21 protein-coding genes are annotated in these 16,283 nt (G+C 41.7%); 7 read left to right on the top strand and 14 right to left on the bottom strand.

What is annotated here, in order from left to right; translation table 11 throughout:
* Positions 1–22: 22 nt before the first annotated feature.
* Both QUF49_RS14955 and QUF49_RS14960 read left to right on the top strand, forming a co-directional pair.
* Positions 23–310: a transposase gene (locus QUF49_RS14955; RefSeq protein ID WP_289496445.1), complete on the top strand. Its 288-nt coding sequence runs from the start codon at positions 23–25 to the stop codon at positions 308–310.
* A gap of 104 nt (positions 311–414) precedes the next feature.
* Complete coding sequence (locus QUF49_RS14960) at positions 415–1,206, top strand: TIGR00266 family protein (RefSeq protein WP_289496446.1); 792 nt, start codon at positions 415–417, stop codon at positions 1,204–1,206.
* A gap of 321 nt (positions 1,207–1,527) precedes the next feature.
* Here the strand turns inward: QUF49_RS14960 and QUF49_RS14965 are convergent, their stop codons facing one another.
* Positions 1,528–2,547 carry a S66 family peptidase gene (locus QUF49_RS14965; RefSeq protein ID WP_289496447.1) on the bottom strand — a complete coding sequence of 340 codons (1,020 nt, stop codon included), beginning with the start codon at positions 2,545–2,547 and terminating at the stop codon, positions 1,528–1,530.
* Between the two features lie 159 nt (positions 2,548–2,706).
* Between QUF49_RS14965 and QUF49_RS14970 the strand changes: the two genes are divergently transcribed.
* Positions 2,707–3,162 (top strand): hypothetical protein, encoded by a 456-nt coding sequence (locus QUF49_RS14970; RefSeq protein WP_289496448.1) that lies wholly within the window; start codon positions 2,707–2,709, stop codon positions 3,160–3,162.
* A 43-nt stretch (positions 3,163–3,205) separates the two neighbouring features.
* Here QUF49_RS14970 and QUF49_RS14975 read toward each other — a convergent pair whose 3' ends face one another.
* The 3 genes from QUF49_RS14975 to QUF49_RS14985 form a co-directional block, all read right to left on the bottom strand.
* Positions 3,206–3,604 carry a VOC family protein gene (locus QUF49_RS14975; RefSeq protein ID WP_289496449.1) on the bottom strand — a complete coding sequence of 133 codons (399 nt, stop codon included), beginning with the start codon at positions 3,602–3,604 and terminating at the stop codon, positions 3,206–3,208.
* A gap of 90 nt (positions 3,605–3,694) precedes the next feature.
* Positions 3,695–5,017, bottom strand: a complete 1,323-nt coding sequence (locus QUF49_RS14980; protein WP_289497671.1) for an amino acid permease — start codon at positions 5,015–5,017, stop codon at positions 3,695–3,697.
* A 411-nt stretch (positions 5,018–5,428) separates the two neighbouring features.
* A complete protein-coding gene (locus QUF49_RS14985) occupies positions 5,429–6,058 on the bottom strand; it encodes a LysE family translocator (RefSeq protein WP_289496450.1) in 630 nt (209 codons plus the stop codon).
* 106 nt (positions 6,059–6,164) lie between these two features.
* Between QUF49_RS14985 and QUF49_RS14990 the strand changes: the two genes are divergently transcribed.
* A complete protein-coding gene (locus tag QUF49_RS14990) occupies positions 6,165–6,428 on the top strand; it encodes a hypothetical protein (RefSeq protein WP_289496451.1) in 264 nt (87 codons plus the stop codon).
* 50 nt (positions 6,429–6,478) lie between these two features.
* Here the strand turns inward: QUF49_RS14990 and QUF49_RS14995 are convergent, their stop codons facing one another.
* Positions 6,479–6,706, bottom strand: coding sequence for a hypothetical protein (locus QUF49_RS14995; protein WP_289496452.1), 228 nt, complete (start codon positions 6,704–6,706; stop codon positions 6,479–6,481).
* A gap of 148 nt (positions 6,707–6,854) precedes the next feature.
* Here QUF49_RS14995 and QUF49_RS15000 point away from each other — a divergent pair, with 148 nt between their 5' ends.
* Entirely contained in the window at positions 6,855–7,679 is an 825-nt protein-coding gene (locus QUF49_RS15000) for a hypothetical protein (protein ID WP_289496453.1), read from the top strand.
* Positions 7,680–7,741: 62 nt separating this feature from the next.
* Here QUF49_RS15000 and QUF49_RS15005 read toward each other — a convergent pair whose 3' ends face one another.
* The 9 genes from QUF49_RS15005 to QUF49_RS15045 form a co-directional block, all read right to left on the bottom strand.
* Positions 7,742–8,197, bottom strand: coding sequence for an SRPBCC family protein (locus QUF49_RS15005; protein ID WP_289496454.1), 456 nt, complete (start codon positions 8,195–8,197; stop codon positions 7,742–7,744).
* Positions 8,198–8,212: 15 nt separating this feature from the next.
* Positions 8,213–8,698, bottom strand: coding sequence for a DinB family protein (locus QUF49_RS15010; RefSeq protein ID WP_289496455.1), 486 nt, complete (start codon positions 8,696–8,698; stop codon positions 8,213–8,215).
* A 75-nt stretch (positions 8,699–8,773) separates the two neighbouring features.
* Positions 8,774–9,787, bottom strand: coding sequence for a Gfo/Idh/MocA family protein (locus QUF49_RS15015; RefSeq protein WP_289496456.1), 1,014 nt, complete (start codon positions 9,785–9,787; stop codon positions 8,774–8,776).
* A 96-nt stretch (positions 9,788–9,883) separates the two neighbouring features.
* Positions 9,884–10,663 carry a hypothetical protein gene (locus QUF49_RS15020; protein WP_289496457.1) on the bottom strand — a complete coding sequence of 260 codons (780 nt, stop codon included), beginning with the start codon at positions 10,661–10,663 and terminating at the stop codon, positions 9,884–9,886.
* A gap of 414 nt (positions 10,664–11,077) precedes the next feature.
* Complete coding sequence (gene ypfJ, locus QUF49_RS15025; protein WP_289496458.1) at positions 11,078–11,917, bottom strand: KPN_02809 family neutral zinc metallopeptidase; 840 nt, start codon at positions 11,915–11,917, stop codon at positions 11,078–11,080.
* 126 nt (positions 11,918–12,043) lie between these two features.
* On the bottom strand, positions 12,044–12,340 hold the full coding sequence (locus tag QUF49_RS15030) for a rhodanese-like domain-containing protein (RefSeq protein ID WP_289497672.1): 297 nt from the start codon (positions 12,338–12,340) through the stop codon (positions 12,044–12,046).
* 16 nt (positions 12,341–12,356) lie between these two features.
* A complete protein-coding gene (locus QUF49_RS15035; RefSeq protein WP_289496459.1) occupies positions 12,357–12,716 on the bottom strand; it encodes a rhodanese-like domain-containing protein in 360 nt (119 codons plus the stop codon).
* A 99-nt stretch (positions 12,717–12,815) separates the two neighbouring features.
* Positions 12,816–13,310, bottom strand: coding sequence for a GNAT family N-acetyltransferase (locus QUF49_RS15040; protein WP_289496460.1), 495 nt, complete (start codon positions 13,308–13,310; stop codon positions 12,816–12,818).
* A 165-nt stretch (positions 13,311–13,475) separates the two neighbouring features.
* Positions 13,476–14,048 carry a biotin transporter BioY gene (locus QUF49_RS15045; protein ID WP_289496461.1) on the bottom strand — a complete coding sequence of 191 codons (573 nt, stop codon included), beginning with the start codon at positions 14,046–14,048 and terminating at the stop codon, positions 13,476–13,478.
* A 105-nt stretch (positions 14,049–14,153) separates the two neighbouring features.
* Between QUF49_RS15045 and bioD the strand changes: the two genes are divergently transcribed.
* Positions 14,154–14,858 (top strand): dethiobiotin synthase, encoded by a 705-nt coding sequence (gene bioD, locus QUF49_RS15050; protein WP_289496462.1) that lies wholly within the window; start codon positions 14,154–14,156, stop codon positions 14,856–14,858.
* On the top strand, positions 14,855–16,213 hold the full coding sequence (gene bioA, locus QUF49_RS15055) for an adenosylmethionine--8-amino-7-oxononanoate transaminase (protein WP_289496463.1): 1,359 nt from the start codon (positions 14,855–14,857) through the stop codon (positions 16,211–16,213). The genes bioD and bioA overlap by 4 nt, the downstream gene beginning before the upstream one ends.
* Positions 16,214–16,283: the final 70 nt, after the last annotated feature.

Genomic DNA, 16,283 nt, shown 5'->3' on the forward strand with positions numbered 1-16,283 from the left:
AATAGTAGTGAGGTGATTTCTTGTGAAGTTTTTAATTATTATTGGAAGTCTGATCGTCCCAATCGGAATGTTTTGGCTGCAATACGCTTGGCCAAAAAGCCGTTCGATATTTAATATATGTGCTCTTTTCGCTGCGCTAACATTCGGAAACCTAGCAGCAATCAGCATTCAGCAGATCCTTCACGACAACACCGTTTTCATGACAAACATTCACGGCGTTCTGTTGAATCCATTCTTCTTGTTAGCAGGCTCTTATTTAGGTGTTTACCTTTTTTATCGTTTCATGATATGGACTTCTTCAGAATGGTAAAAAAGTTGAAGAATAGTTGAAACTTATTTTATATGTGAATCGTAATTCAATTTGGATTGATAAGCTCAGTGCTTTTACAAATATTACTATTGGGGGAAATGAACATGAATAATCACGAAATCGATTATAAAATTTATGGTGATGACATGCAGTTTGTTGAGGTGGAGCTTGATCCGAAAGAAACGGTGATCGCTGAAGCTGGCGCACTCATGATGATGGAAGATGGCATTGAGATGGAAACCATTTTCGGTGACGGCTCATCTGGCGGCGGTAGCGGTTTGATGGGAAAACTGTTCAGTGCTGGTAAACGTGTGCTGACGGGTGAAAGTCTATTTATGACAACATTCACGAATGAAGATCACGGGAAAAAGCACGTTTCCTTCGCTTCTCCTTATCCTGGTAAAATCATTCCGATGGACTTGAGCGAACTTGGCGGTAAAGTGATCTGTCAGAAGGATGCGTTCTTAGCCGCTGCAAAAGGCGTATCTGTTGGAATCGAGTTTCAGCGTAAGTTAGGTGCCGGGTTCTTCGGTGGCGAAGGCTTTATCATGCAGAAACTTGAAGGCGATGGCATGGCGTTCGTTCATGCAGGCGGAACGATTCATAAGAAAGAACTTGCTCCTGGAGAAGTGCTGCGTGTTGATACAGGCTGTTTAGTTGCCATGACGAGCGGTGTGAATTACAACATCGAGATGGTAAAAGGCGTAAAAACAGCATTATTCGGCGGTGAAGGATTATTCTTTGCCACATTACAAGGACCGGGAACAGTATGGATTCAGTCCCTTCCGTTCAGCCGTCTGGCGAGCCGCGTGTTCGCAGCCGCACCACACCGCGGAGGATCAAGTGATGAAGGCAGTATCGCTAAAGGCGTGTTCAATATGCTGAATGGTGATTGATTTATAGTTTTATGTAAAGCTGACGCAAACTTCATGTTGTGTCAGCTTTTTTTGTTTCTGAGGATAAGTTGATTCTTTAACTTTAACCTTATAAGTAAGACTCACATTTGTCGAAAAACGGATAAATAAATTTATGTGCGGAATTAACAGCATTTACCGCGGATATAAAATGAATTACCTTGGAAAAAAATCGAATTACCTTGGAATTATAGAGTGTGTCTTCAAATCTACTCTATTGAGATAACTAAAAAAGCTATATAAAAGTAAAAAGTTGACCCTGAAATGAGAGTCAACTTCACTTTATACCAAAAATCAATTCATTTACGCCTTAAAATGCTGCAAAACAGTCCCACGACCATTCTCAACTTCCACTTCAGCATACGCCCCGTTAACAAACGTGATCTGTGGTGGCTGATGGCCGCAATCGACATCGTAAATGATAGGAACTCCCAGATCATCAGCCATATCTTGATACACGTCTTCTACTGTGTAATCCCCAATAGGCTCGTTGGCTTCACTTCTGCCGAACAAAATACCTGAACAGTTCTCAAACCAGCCGGCTAACTTCATATGAACGAGTGTTCTTCTTAAATCGGTCGTGTTCATCTCACAATTTTCAAGGTACCACAGAATGGGTTCATCTTCATTCAAAAACTGTTTTCTAAACTGAGCCACATTACCAAACGGCGTTCCGATCAGATGCCGAATCACATCGATACAGCCTCCGAGCAGTCGTCCTTCAACTTTCTCTTTTTCACCAGATGCTGTCTTCCAGTGGGTTTTCTCAGTGAGATGAAACACACACGATGTCGGTGCATCGTGCTGCCATTTTTCCTGATACTTCTCTGAGGACTGCTGCAGCACTGACTCTCCCACTTTTGTTCTCAACACCTTTTCCCACATGGCAGTAGTGTCATCCGAATACTCGCCTCTTACATCCACGAAGTTTGTTCCGTTGGCAGTTGCGAGTCCTGTTTTTAATGTAATGGCGAGCATCAGAACACTCGTATCAGAATAGCCGAGAATCCATTTGTCCCGAATGTTCGTGAAATCTACATGCTCCATGATTTCAATCAGCAGTTCACCGCCCCATGGAGGGATGATTACGTCGATCTCATCATTACTTAACATTTTGTTCAGCTCAGCTGCGCGAAATTTTGCAGGTGCTGATTTGGCCTTTGATTGCATCCACACGGTATCTCCGCAAACCACCTCATACCCTCTTTGCTCCATACGCTCGCATGCTTGCTTAAACATGTTATGTAAAAATGGCGGCACACCAGAAGATGGTGCGGTTACGCCTATCACTGCATTTTTCTTTAGAATCGGATATTTAATCATTGAAATCCATCCTGCTTTTTATTTTGGTGAAATTAAATCCACACAAATAAAATTCAACAAAAGGAGATGAATTCCTTTACTTCATTTAACGCAGCAGAAACATCCTTTCATGTCTGTTAATCTTCCGTAAAAAGCCTATTTCTTAACAATTTCACTATTTTGTACAACGAACAAGCTACTCATAAGGTACGTCCAACATATGCATATATCGAACAAACTGTTTTTAGAAAGGAGGCAATTCTTCTCATGAATAATCATCCTTATAACCACCAACATTCAATCGAGGAGTCTCAGTACGTGGAGCGTCAGATTGGTGAAGATGATGAAGGTCCATTTTCTCCTCCGCCACAGCAATTTGCTGCTCAATATCAAATACCTCAGCCGTACTTCGCTCAATCAATGCCCCCTCAACAGATCAGAGCGAGACTTTGCGGTTGTTTAGGAAACTGGGGACTTTTAGGGCTCAGACAGCCTGGTCAATTCGGCCGTGACTTCTGGTTCTTCCCCGTTGAGATCCGTCGTAATTCTGTAACAGGCTATATCTGGTTGTATGGCCGACGCCAACGCGTGCGCTATGGGTTTTCACAGATTCGTAACTTCATCTGCGTTGGTTAACGAGAAAGCCGCTCTCCAAAAGAGAACGGCTCTTCTTCTTTCATCAATTGTCGCGAGACGGCAGGCTCAACTGCCACGAAACCCCGAATGAATCCTGCACCCATGCGAACTTTTCCATTCCTGGAAGCTCCCCTAAAGGCATAAGCACTGCTCCACCGTTCGATAACGATTCGAAAAGATGATGTATTTCATCCAAAGTGTCACACTTTACGAACAAAGAAATGGCAGGAGTAAATGTGAACTCGTGTTTTATCCCGCTGTCTATACACATCAAGTTTTGCCCTTTAATGCTAAAGGTCGCGTGCAGCACCGTTCCATCTTCTTGATAAAGAATATTTTTGATCTCTGAATCAGCGAACAGCGACGTGTATACGTTCATTGCTTCCTCAGCTTGTCCTTGAAACAAAAGAAATGTGGTTACTTTTTGATCAGAAGTTGCCATTTTTTCATACTCCCCTTTCGATTCCTAGCCTACACCTTCGTCTTTTTATTCAAAATCCCTCCACAAAAAAAGACTATCTTGTCGATAGCCTCAAGTTTCTTGTTGTGTGCTGTGCTTTTTTTGAATGATGATTGAAATGATCCCGATCAGTATAGCGATTCCGACACTTACGTACAGCCCCGGCCGAATGGTGTGCTCGAACCAAGTGCCGGTAACTGCTAAAAATATTAGCACGATTGCAACAATCGAGAAAAGTTTCGTCCATAACGACTGCTTCAAAATTTTCATGGACGAGATGATAATAAAAAGCCAGTTAAATAAAAGCAGGATGCCGGCAGCTGTTGTAATGTATTCATAGATCCTTCCAGGCAATAAAAGTGCGGTAATGATACTTGCTAAAAGTCCTGCTGCGGCAAGAGACATGGCAGGCAGAGGCAATTTTTTAAATTTGATGGTTTTCGCAAATAGTTTCGGCGCATCCCCATCTTCCGCTAACGTCATCAATAGGTTGGTAACCCCGAATAGTGCCGCCGCCATTGCAGAGAATCCCGCAACAATTATCGCTCCGTTAAAAACATGGGGAAAAAAACCGAGATGATACCGTTCCATCGCCGTTACAAAAGGACTTTCCTTATGATCAAACACTTCCATCGCAACAGTCGTTACAGCGAGTCCCATTGATAGAACATATATAATCGTCAGTATCAAAAGCATGATCATTCCTGCTTTTGTGGCATCTTCCGTTTTTTTGAGCTGCATCGCCATCATGCCAATCACTTCAATTCCGCCAAACGCGTAAAAGGCATAGATAAGTGACGACCAGAAGCCTTTCAAGCCTCCTGTAAAATAACCGTCAAACGTATCTGGTAAGGCGAGATCATAGTTCTTACCATCCACTAGTCCAATGAGACCTGCGATTGCTAAAACAATGAACATAACGATTGCTGCTACTTTTATCACAGCAAGCAGATTTTCCACTTGGTCAAACTTTTTTGTTCCAGCCAACACGACAACAATGGCGAGTACGGCATAAAAAGCGGCAAAAATCCAAAGTGGAATGTGCGGAAACCAGAACTGAGAAAGGATAGAGAGTGCAGTTAGCTGGCTTCCCATGATCAAAATGTTGGATACCCAATAGTTCCATCCGCAGCTAAAGCCTGCCCATCTTCCGTATGATTGGGAAGCATAATAGCAAAATGAACCTTTTTGAGGATCTGCCGCCGTCATCTTCGCGAGCAGTTGGAACACGATGTATGTACCGATCGCAGCTAATAAAAAGGAGAAAACGATAGAGGGCCCAGTTAGCTGAATCCCGATCGTTGACCCAAGAAAGTACCCTGTCCCTATTGTGCAGCCGACTCCAACGAGTGAGAGCTGCCACCACGCCATGTTCTTTGCTTCTGATTTATCCATTTTAGGCTGAACAGGTCCATTACAATTGGATTTTTCCACAATAATACCCTCCTGCTTTACAGGTATTATTGTTTAACTTAAATTGGTGAATATTCATGTTAAATGAAAAGACTCATGAACTTACATCTATTGGCAGGTTGATTGGCGTGAAAGGAACTAAATTTAAGAGTGCAAACACATGTTATCGGTGTTGTGAACCACTTTTGAATGAAATCTACTTATACTGGGTGGGGTATCAAGCAAATAATTCAAGAAATTTTGTACTTAATCCCGCGAGTTTTGGCTATATTCCAGCGAGTTTACGCTATATTCCGGCGAGTTTGGCTCATATATCGGCGAGTCGATAAAAACCGACAAATCTCGCCTAGCCCTATACCCTAACCCCTCGCATCAATGATTCCAGGGGAAACCTCAAGACAACAAAAACGCAATCCCTTTATAGCCAAAATAACAGCCAAAGCCTATGAGTGATAATCCTGAGAGCTTCGAGATCCCATCTAAAATGCGGTCAGCAAGCATCTTACGGAAACCGCTTGATACGACAGCCATCGTAAAATCCCACAATAAAATCCCTGAAAAAATCGCTGCACTATATAACATCAAGCTTTCCATACTATATTTAGCTGCCGTTTCTGCAAGTATAGAACCGTAAATCCCTAACCAAAATAAGATGGTAAGAGGATTGGTGAGCGACATAAGAAAACCGGCCATAAAACTTCTGCTGTTATGTACCGTGTAGTCTTTATCACTGCTATTTTTTTCTGCTGCTGCTTTTTTGAAGGTCTCTATTCCTGTGTAGAGAAGGACGAAACTGCCGAAGAGCCATAGAAAGGTTTTGATGAACGGCGTATTGATGTAGCTCACAAGTCCCATGTAGACCAAAAGCATATAGATGGCATCTGCCACTGTAGCTCCGAGCCCTACCATCCACGCTTGCCAAAATCCATATTTGATACCGCGGTCCATCTGTGCAGCATTTACTGGACCGATTGGAGCAGCGAGTGATAATCCTAATAGCACGTACTTTATAAAAAGAAACATAGACGACCTCCACAAATATGATGGACAACTCATGCCTGTCTTCATCTTATTCGGAAGCACGTCTAATCAGACCATAAAATCAATTCATTAAAAGGAGTTCAGACCAATGGATCACCAGTTCAGCCCTAAAATCCAAGAAGCTCTTGACCATGTAAAACGTGCGGATGAAGCAATGATAGAAGCGCAAGCGAACCAAACACCATCATGTTTTCAAACTGCGAAGGTATGGCTCGAAACGGCTCAACAATCTGTTCATGATGCAGGAGAAGGAATGTCTGAAGAAGAAAAAAAACAACTTCATCATGCAAAAGAATATTTAAGACATCTGCACGAAACACAAGCTGCTATTCAGGAAACGAGATACGATTGATTACTGGACGCAGAAATCCCTCATGATTTGATCACGAGGGATTTTTCATGCTATGCAAATAAATTTCGGATAAACCCGGCTTGGTTAACGGTTTCAGTTTTCACATCTACATTTAGTTTACGAATGTTATCACAATAAATATGAAGTCGTTGTGCTTTATCTGCGTTTAGATAAGAGGCGTAGTTGTCCAGCTTATCTACTTCGCGTAGTACATCTTCCTTCGTGTCTGCTTTCTCAATCCTGCTGCAGCAAGAGTTGATCTGGTCATAAACAGACATGCTAGCCACCTCCTTTTAGGTTTGTTTCTCTATTCCCTTCCCTCATTTTTTTAAAACTGAGACGAATGGACTGTCAAAGTCGTTTAACAATACTTTCCATATGTTGTCTGCTAGACTAAAAACGAGAGACTTGATGGAGGAGGACAACATGATGAAAGAATTTCTATGTACAACATGTGGAACACAATATGCTGCATCCAATTCACCATTAGAGGAGTGTGTAATTTGTAAAGAAGAACGACAATACATAAACCCAAATGGACAAGAGTGGACGACGTTAGACGACATGATCCAATCAGGCAAGTATCGAAATAAAATGGAGAATGAGCAGGACGGCCTGTTTAGCATAAAAACAGAACCAGAATTCGGTATTAGCCAGTCGGCTTTTTTTATTGAGGAAAAAGGGTTTAGACTTTTATGGGATTGTATTCCGTATCTTGATCAGGAAACGATAGAAAGAATAAATGCAAATGGTGGAATTGACGCAATTGCATTATCTCACCCGCACTATTACTCCACTCAAGTACGTTGGGCAGAGGCGTTTGATTGTCCGATCTACATACATGAAGACGATAAGGAATGGGTGCAACAGGAAAGCGACCGGATTATTTATTGGAGTGGAGAAGAAAAAACGCTAGCCTCTGGACTTGTGATTCATCGATTAGGAGGACATTATAAAGGCGGCTGCGTGCTTCATTGGGAAAATGGCGGGGCTGCTGGTATTTTGTTGACTGGCGATGTCATTCAAGTAGTACCCGACCGAAAATGGGTGAGCTTCATGTATAGCTATCCAAATATCATCCCACTTCCTGCTAGCACAGTTGAACGAATGGCCAATAAAGTGGGATCTCTGCAGTTCAAGGAATTATATAACGCGTTTAACCGACATGTGAAAAGTGATGCGGATCTTGTTGTTCAGCGCTCTGCGGAACGATATATTGCGGCACTCAAAGGTGAATGGTTTACGACATAGAAGATAAAAAGGTGTCCAGTATAATCGGACACCTTCCTTATTTTATTTACAACATATTAACTTCAAGCAATCACCGGCGGAAGCGTGCGGCCTGTTTCCAGTAATGTTTTCAGGTTACTTAAGATTGCGGGCCAGCCGTTGTTGAATCCTACAAACGTGTCTTCTTCCTCTACGATATCCGCTTCCATCAAATTTTCATGACGAAGAGTCAATCTAACTGTTCCGTTCATCTCTTTTAGAGTGAAAGTCGCGACGGTCGGGGTTTTACGCTCTTCCTCGTCCCATTTGTTGTTCCACGTAAAAGAAAGTTCTTTTTGCGGATCACACTTTATGATTTCTCCCCAATCGGTCACTTTGCTGCCGCGGGAATAAGTGATACGCGAACCTTCTTTCCATTCCGACTCCACCCTGCTTCCGAAAAAGTATTGTTCCGAAAGATCTCCATTTGTCAGAGCTTCCCACACTTTTTCAGGATGCGCCTCTATGTAGGTCACATACACGAACTTTAAGTCTGTCATGAACAGTTCCTCCTTTTAATGTACACCTTTTTCTGGATCCCAGTTTCCTTGCGATTTTCTGATTTCTACGATTTGTCCGATATGGTAAGCATTGTGGATGTTGATGTTCGCGAGCACTGAGTACCACGGGTCATGTCGGTCTTCATGAGCTGAGCGCTCAAAGATTTCCTCATCCGCTTCTTTCAGCGCCTCCGTCCAATGAGTTAAAACAGCAAACAGCTCATTTTTTGCTGCATCCCAATTTTCTTTGTTTTCATTTCGAAATGTTTCATCATTGCTTTCAATTTTTCGAGTTACTGTCTTTCCTTGAAAACGTTGCAAATAGCGTTCGTTCCAAAAGATTAAGTGGTTGACGATTTCCCATATGGAGTTGCTGTCACCTGATTTTCCTTTTGCCTGTTCAGCCGTTAATCCGTCAAGCGCGCGATCAATCGGTACAAACCAGTTCGGTTCATTGTGATTGGCGGACATTTGTATCAATAAAATTGTTTTTTGGTCCACGAAAAAAACCTCCTGCACAGAAATGTGTACGAACAAACATTCTGCACCAAGAGGGTCAATTCCTTTTATTACTTTTTAAATTTCTTGTTTTAAGCCGAGTTCTGAAAGCTGAACCCTGCGACCTTCTGAACTTGAGATTGCCGCTGCTTCATTAATCGCGGTCAAATGTACGATATCATCCGTTGTAATGGCAGGCTTCTTACCAGTTTCAATGGCCTGAACCCACTGCTCCATGCTTGATGATATCGGATTCGGCAGATCTGGTGTCAACCACTCATCATTGCCAAGATGTTTACTCTTAATACGTACATCTTGCCATTCCACCATCAATGTTCCTTCTGTTCCGTACAGTTCGAGCTGCTGCGGACTTCCGAATGATAAGAATCCGGTCTCAATCACACCCATCGCACCTGATTCGTACTCGACCATCACGACAGCGTTGTCATCCACTCCAAGGTTATAGAATTCGTTCAATTTTCCGCTTACCGCTTTTACTTTTCCGCCTAAACGGTTTGTTAAGTAGATCGGATGCGCGCCAAGGTCGATCAACGCTCCTCCGCCACACTCTTCTTTGTTATAAAAATGCTGTGGAAGCCATCCTTTTGGGTTCTCTTCAGATGGCACCGATCCGTTATGCGCCACACGGCATCTGATATATGTAATGTCTCCGAGCAATCCTTTGTCCACAGCTTCTTGTGCGTAAAGATAAAAGCTTTCTGTCAGCCTAGGAAGGTTCACCATAAGCTGTACGTTGTTTTTTTCCACCGCTTCTATAATTTCTTCGCACTCTTTTACCGTGAAGGCGAGTACTTTTTCCGTAAAAATATGTTTGCCGTGGTTCGCCGCAGCGATGATTACGTCCTTGTGGCGGTTCGTTGCTGTTGTCACGATTACGCCATCAATGTTTGGATCATCGAGCACTTTATTTAGATCAGCTTCATAAGAAACACCTAACTCTTCCGCCCACTGTGTTCCGCGCTCTTCGTTCTCGTCCCACACTGTTTTGATAGATATCGCTTCATTTTCCGTCGCCTCGCGTGCATAATCAACCGCATGCACGTGCCACTTACTGAGTAGAGCTACATTCATTTTGTCATCACTCCTCAAGCTAGATTTACCTTCATTATACATAAGTGAAGGTGGAAGTTTTATCTTTTTGCTGACTTCAAGTCTAGATAGACCCGTCTAAACAGATTTTGTTGTATTAACGGTGATTTCCATCCTTTTTTGAAGTTCGCCAACGAACTCCCCTGCTTTATCCATATAGATCAGCGCTTTGTTAATCTCTTGTTTTTGTCCAAAATAACCACGGGCATGTATAGGTTTCTTAAACACAATTTCGTATTTCAATTCATCACTTATTCCAAAAATAATCGTTAGGATTCTAGGAAAAGCCGTCGCATGAAAGACTTTCTTTTCATTGATGATGCCCCCGCTTTTGTTATATTTGATCGAGGCAGTCTGTATGTAATCAATTTCGTTCACATCAAATTGGAGAGATCGTCTCGCACCTATTCTCATCACAACTTGTTCCTTGATTATTCGAAACGGCGTATTTCTCAATAAGTTATAATCGCCAAGCATGTAAATCACACTGTAAATATGTAAGAGAAGCATGATGAGTGCGATTTCAGGTTCTTCTTTTTTGAGGTAAATATGAAACACGATCATCTCGATAATTTGTTCGTGGATTAACGCTAAGAATAGGTAAAAATAGCTGGTGTTTTTATGATAAGGATAAACAAGTTTTTGGGTTGCAACTCTATTTTTTAATCTCCATCTAAAGAACGCATGGAAAAGGATGTTCCATTCTTTTTGGAAAAGTAAGATAAACGGATTTCTATCGATCCTACCTTTTCTATACATAATAAATAGAGCAATAAATAAACTTTCAAACAAAACTACTACTATGACCATAGAGATAAATAACTGGCGGTCTATAACTATCACTTCCTCTTCTCTCAAACCAATTGTAAATGAGTAGAAATGGTTGAAAAGGAAGAATGTGGTTTTTTCATAAATTTGTAACATTAATATGTCATATTTGTTAATTTTAAACATCATTGTAGGCGAGAATCTTGCTAACGTGAAATTATGGCTGCTAACGTGAAATTATTTAAAATAACGTGAATATATTGCTTGTTAACGTGAATAAAAGTGAATTAACGTGAAATTAATTTTATTTGTGGTGAGTGTGTCCTTTTTAAAAGGACACATCCCGTTTTTGTTTCTCTCAAGCTTACACAACTTCCAAAACAAGTTCTCCTCCCACTTAAGATGGAGCAAACAAGTCATTTTACGCTCCTCATCCGCACATCATAACAAAAAAAGCCAGCCTCAAAGGACAAAATCATCCTTTAAAGCCGGTCAAAACGTTATTTATAGCTCCTTTGCCTTAAATGTGTCTCCACCTTTTATCGTTCCGTTCTCGAATCCTTTGTAAAACCAACGCTGCCGCTGTTCGGATGTTCCGTGGGTGAAGCTCTCTGGCACGACATATCCTTGCGATTTTTTCTGAAGGGTGTCATCACCAACTCCACTCGCGGCGTTGAGTGCTTCCTCCAGATCGCCTTTTTCCAATACGTTCATATCCTGAGCATGCTTCGCCCAAACTCCCGCATAATAATCGGCTTGGAGCTCAAACTTCACTTGATACTTGTTGTACTCGGTCTCACTTAACTTGGAGCGGAGTTTGTTAATCTCTTCTGTTTTCCCTAAAAGCGTTTGAACGTGGTGCCCCACTTCATGCGCAATCACATATGCCATGGCAAAATCGCCAGGTGCATCGAACTTGTCCTGAAGTTCCTGATAAAAACTCAAATCTATGTACAGCTTCTGATCACCTGGACAATAGAACGGACCGACTGACGAACCCGCTGTTCCGCATGCAGACTGAACACTTCCTGAATACAAAACGAGCTTCGGTTCTTTGTAAGTCAACCCTTGATCCTGAAAAATCTCCGTCCATACGTCTTCCGTATCGGCTAAAACAACAGAAACAAACTCTGCATCTTCTTTCTCTTTTTCTGTTTCCTCGTAAGGAGCTGATTGCTCTTGCTCACCCATGCCTCCGATCAGATCGCCGGGATTTCCGCCCAACAGCGTTACAATCAAAACGATAATCAAACCGCCAAGGCCGCCTCCAACAGCAAGACCTTTTCCGCCCATTCCTCTTCGATCTTCCACGTTCGTACTTCCACGTCTGCCGCGCCACTTCATATCCGTATCCTCCTCAGGTAACATGCATCAACATTTTTAATTACTTGTATACCCTAAGTTCATATGAAATAGCCCAGTGTTTGCTAAAAAAAGCGCATACCACTCTGGGTATGCGCCGTAAAAAAATTATTCAGTCTTTCCTTCATATGAATCCATTCCGCCTGCCATATTGATTACTTTAAATCCATGGCTATCAAGAAGCTGGCACGCACGTCCGCTTCTTCCACCCGAACGGCACACCATAACATATTCCTTTGACTTGTTTAACTCGTGCAAACGGAATTCCAATAATCCGAGTGGAATATGTGTAACACCAGGAATTTTTCTTTCTTTCACTTCATCCACTTCACGTACGTCGATGATATTTAACGCTTGTCCTTCATTTAACTTTGTTTCTACTTCTTTTACTGAAAACTGCTTCAACATCATTTCCTCCTTTTTAATTCCAGGCACTGACTCCTCCTTTTACGTTCGTTACTTTTGTAAATCCTGATTTCAAAAGAACCTTACTTGCTTTTTGGCTTCGCATGCCGCTTTGACAGATCACAATCACTTCTTTATCTTTTGATAGCTTATCCGTTTTTTTAGAAAGCTGGTGAAGCGGAATGTTTTTAAATCCAGGAATGTGGTAACCGTTAAACTCTCCTTGGGTACGGACATCAATAAACTGTTTTTTCTTGTCTTTTAGTTCTTTTTTTAATTCTTGCGTCGAGATGTTTTTCACACCTTTAGTCGGCATAAAGCGCTGTACAATAAACAATAGTATAAGAGCAAAAAGAATATAATTAAGGTATTCCATTGTTTTCACCTTCCTATGCATGATTAACTTCTAAGACTTATATTATACCCTATGGGGTATATTGTCAACCTGAATAAAAGGACTATGGCATCAGTCCTCTTAAATCATTTTATAGTACAAGACCGTTGTATCTATGCCGCCTTCTGCATTCTGTGCAAAACTCGGGATACGTCCAGCTTCCTTATAGCCAAGGGACTGATAAAGAAAATTAGAGGGGTCCCCTTCTCTTGTGTCTAAAATCAGCAGCGATCGTCCTTCTTGTTTCGCTCTTTTTTCCGCATGCAGCATGAGCTGTTTTGCCATTCCTTTTTGTCTGAACGAAGGATGTGTCATAAGCTTAGCAATTTCCGCACGATGTGTTCCGTTTGGTTTTGTGCATAAGTGAAGCTGGAGGGTTGCAGCAATCTTCTCATCAACTTTTGCAATCCACAAGAACACGTCAGGTTTAACACAGCTTTCCCAAAATGAGTCAGCATCCGCTTTTGTAAGAGGCGGCAAAAACCCGATGGAAGCTCCTTCACCAACTACATTTATTAAAAGATCAGAAAGCTCGTCTATACTCTCATCAACATTGTACAATTCTATGATTTCCATCCCTATTAACTCCTTCATTTCTCTGTGTTGTTTTATCCATTTTAATACGCAAATTTAGATACTAAAAGAGTAAACAGTGGTTTTTATATAAAAACTAGAAAATTGTTACGTAATAAAAAGAGGCCAGCACTCAAGAAATTTCTTTCTCAAGTGAGCCTCCCGTTTTTACGCTGCTTTTTCAACACGAAACGTTCCTTTAAGCGCTACTTTCAGTTTGGGTATTAGAGCAAATGATAAAATCGCCACTCCAATATCAATCGGAAGATAAGCTGCCATCCACCCCCACGCTACAAGATAACTAAATCCATCAGGTGTTTCCGCCCAATACTTGAAAGCTGCAAACATTAGGTTCGTTCCGATCATGTAATTTAAAAATAAGCTGAGTAAAGCCGCTGTTAAGTAAGAAGTTTTTGACGCATGCACTTTGTCACCTACTAGCTTGCCCGTTACATAGGCGACGGCAATGAACGATAGAATAAAACCAAATGTGGGACTTAAAAGCTGAGCAGGTCCTCCTTTAAACTGTGCAAAGACAGGGGCACCCACAAGACCAATTAACATATACGTTACCATTGAGACTGCACCTAATCGGCTGCCTAAAATTCCACCTGCTAATATAGCAAACAACAACTGTAACGTTACTGGAACTCCCCCGATCGTTAGAAAAGGAGACACGTTTGCCCCAACCGCCATGAGCGCTGCAAACAGAGCACAGATCATCATATTCTTCGTTTTCATAAGGTTACCTCCTAAAAAATGAATAAAAAGTTCGTTGAATAACATTTTCGCATATGTTAACTTAAATGTAAATTAGGTTTACATATAATTTAGAGGTGGTTAACAATGGCTGGTTATTTTATTACAGGAACAGATACTGACGTTGGAAAAACGGTTGTTACGAGTTTGATGGTCTCTTATTTTAAAAATAAAGGCGTAGATGTTTTTCCATATAAGCCGATCCAAAGCGGTGGTGTTTTGGAAAATGGAGCGCTCGTTTCGCCCGATGTCCAGATGTATAAAAGAGCTCTGCCGCAGCTCAATCTGGCGCAAGCATGTACATATGTTTTAAAGAAGGCGAGCTCTCCACACCTTGCCGCAGAAGAAGAGAATGTAAAATTCGATCTCGGAAGCATACAAAGGCACGTTGCCTCTCTCAGAAGAGATCACGAGATGGTGTTGGTTGAAGGCGCAGGAGGAGTGATCGTTCCGATTCAGGATGATTATTGCATGATTGACCTGATGAAAGATCTGCAACTTCCTGTGATACTCGTTGGCCGTGCGGGTCTCGGCACGATTAATCATACTGTGTTATCCATTAAGGCTTTGCAGGCAGCTGACATACCAATTGAAGGTGTCATTTTAAACAGCATACATAGCGAAGACGAAACGATTGAAAAAGATAACATCCACGTGATCCAGCGATTAACTGGTGTACCAGTACTCGGCATCGTACCACCTCTGCATGATTTAAAGATTGCTTTTCAAGAACCAAGCACGACACAATCACTATTTGCACCATTACTTAAAAAGGAGAATCTAATACGATGAACCAGCAGACCCTTTTAGAGAACAGCAAAAAACATTTATGGCTGCCTTTTACACAAATGACAGATTACGAACGAGATCCCCTAATTATCGAGAGTGGTGAAGGGGTTAGACTAAGAGACATTTATGGAAATGAATACTTGGACGGCTACTCATCGCTTTGGCTGAATATACATGGTCACCGCAAAAAGGAGATTGATGAGGCAATCAAAAAGCAGCTTGATTCAATCGCGCACTCTACCCTGCTCGGAGCTTCGAATGTTCCAGCCATTGAACTGGCAAAAAAATTGGTAGAGATTACACCTAGTAACTTAACACGTACCTTTTATTCGGATAGCGGTGCTGAATCTGTTGAGATCGCAATCAAGATGGCTTATCAATATTGGCATAACAAAGGTTATACCTCTAAGCGAAAATTTGTAACGTTAACCAACGGATATCACGGAGACACAGTCGGTGCTATTTCTGTAGGAGCTGTAGATCTTTATCACCGCGTGTACGGTTCTCTTATGTTCGAATCCATTAAGGCACCTTTTCCTCTTGTTTATCGTCATGAGAGTGAGCATTTAGATGTTATTCGTGATGAAGCTTTGGATGAGCTGCACAAAATATTTGAGAAGCACAATGAAGAGATCGCGGCCATAACGGTAGAAGCTCTTATTCAAGGAGCAGGAGGAATGAATATTATGCCACCTGGCTATTTGAAGGGTGTCGAAAAGCTTTGCCGAAAGTTTAATATTCTTTTGATTGTAGATGAAGTCGCAACTGGCTTTGGCCGAACGGGTAAAATGTTTGCAATTGAACACGAGGATGTTCAACCAGATCTGATGACAATTGCAAAAGGAATAACCGGGGGATATTTACCGATTGCTGCGACCATGGCAACTGAAGAAATTTATGATGCTTTTTATGGGGAATACGAAGAGTTTAAAACCTTTTTCCACGGCCATTCGTACACAGGAAACCAGCTTGGCTGCGCGGCAGCACTTGCCAATCTAAAAATATACGAACAGGAAAACTTGATAGATAAAGTGCAAGAAAAAATGGCATATATAGCGTATGAACTGCAAAATATTGAGGAATTAAAACATGTTGGTGATGTCCGCCAGCTGGGGTTAATGTGCGGCATTGAGCTCGTGATGGATAAACAGACGAAAGAACCTTTTCCATGGCAAGAACGCATCGGCTATAAGTCAACTTTACGGATGCGGCAACTTGGCATGTTAACAAGGCCACTTGGTGATGTTGTTGTCTTTATGCCCCCGCTTGCAAGCTCCAAAGAAGAGCTTAGTGAAATGATTTCTATCTTAAAACAAGGAATTGAAGAAACCACAGAAGCGTTTGTAAGTGTGAATTAAATTGTAGGGGGTCTGTCCCGGGGACAGACCCCCTACAATTTTGATTAGCCATTGTTATGAAAAATCGATA

Source organism: Fictibacillus sp. b24 (assembly GCF_030348825.1).
Classification (GTDB): Bacteria; Bacillota; Bacilli; order Bacillales; family Fictibacillaceae; genus Fictibacillus.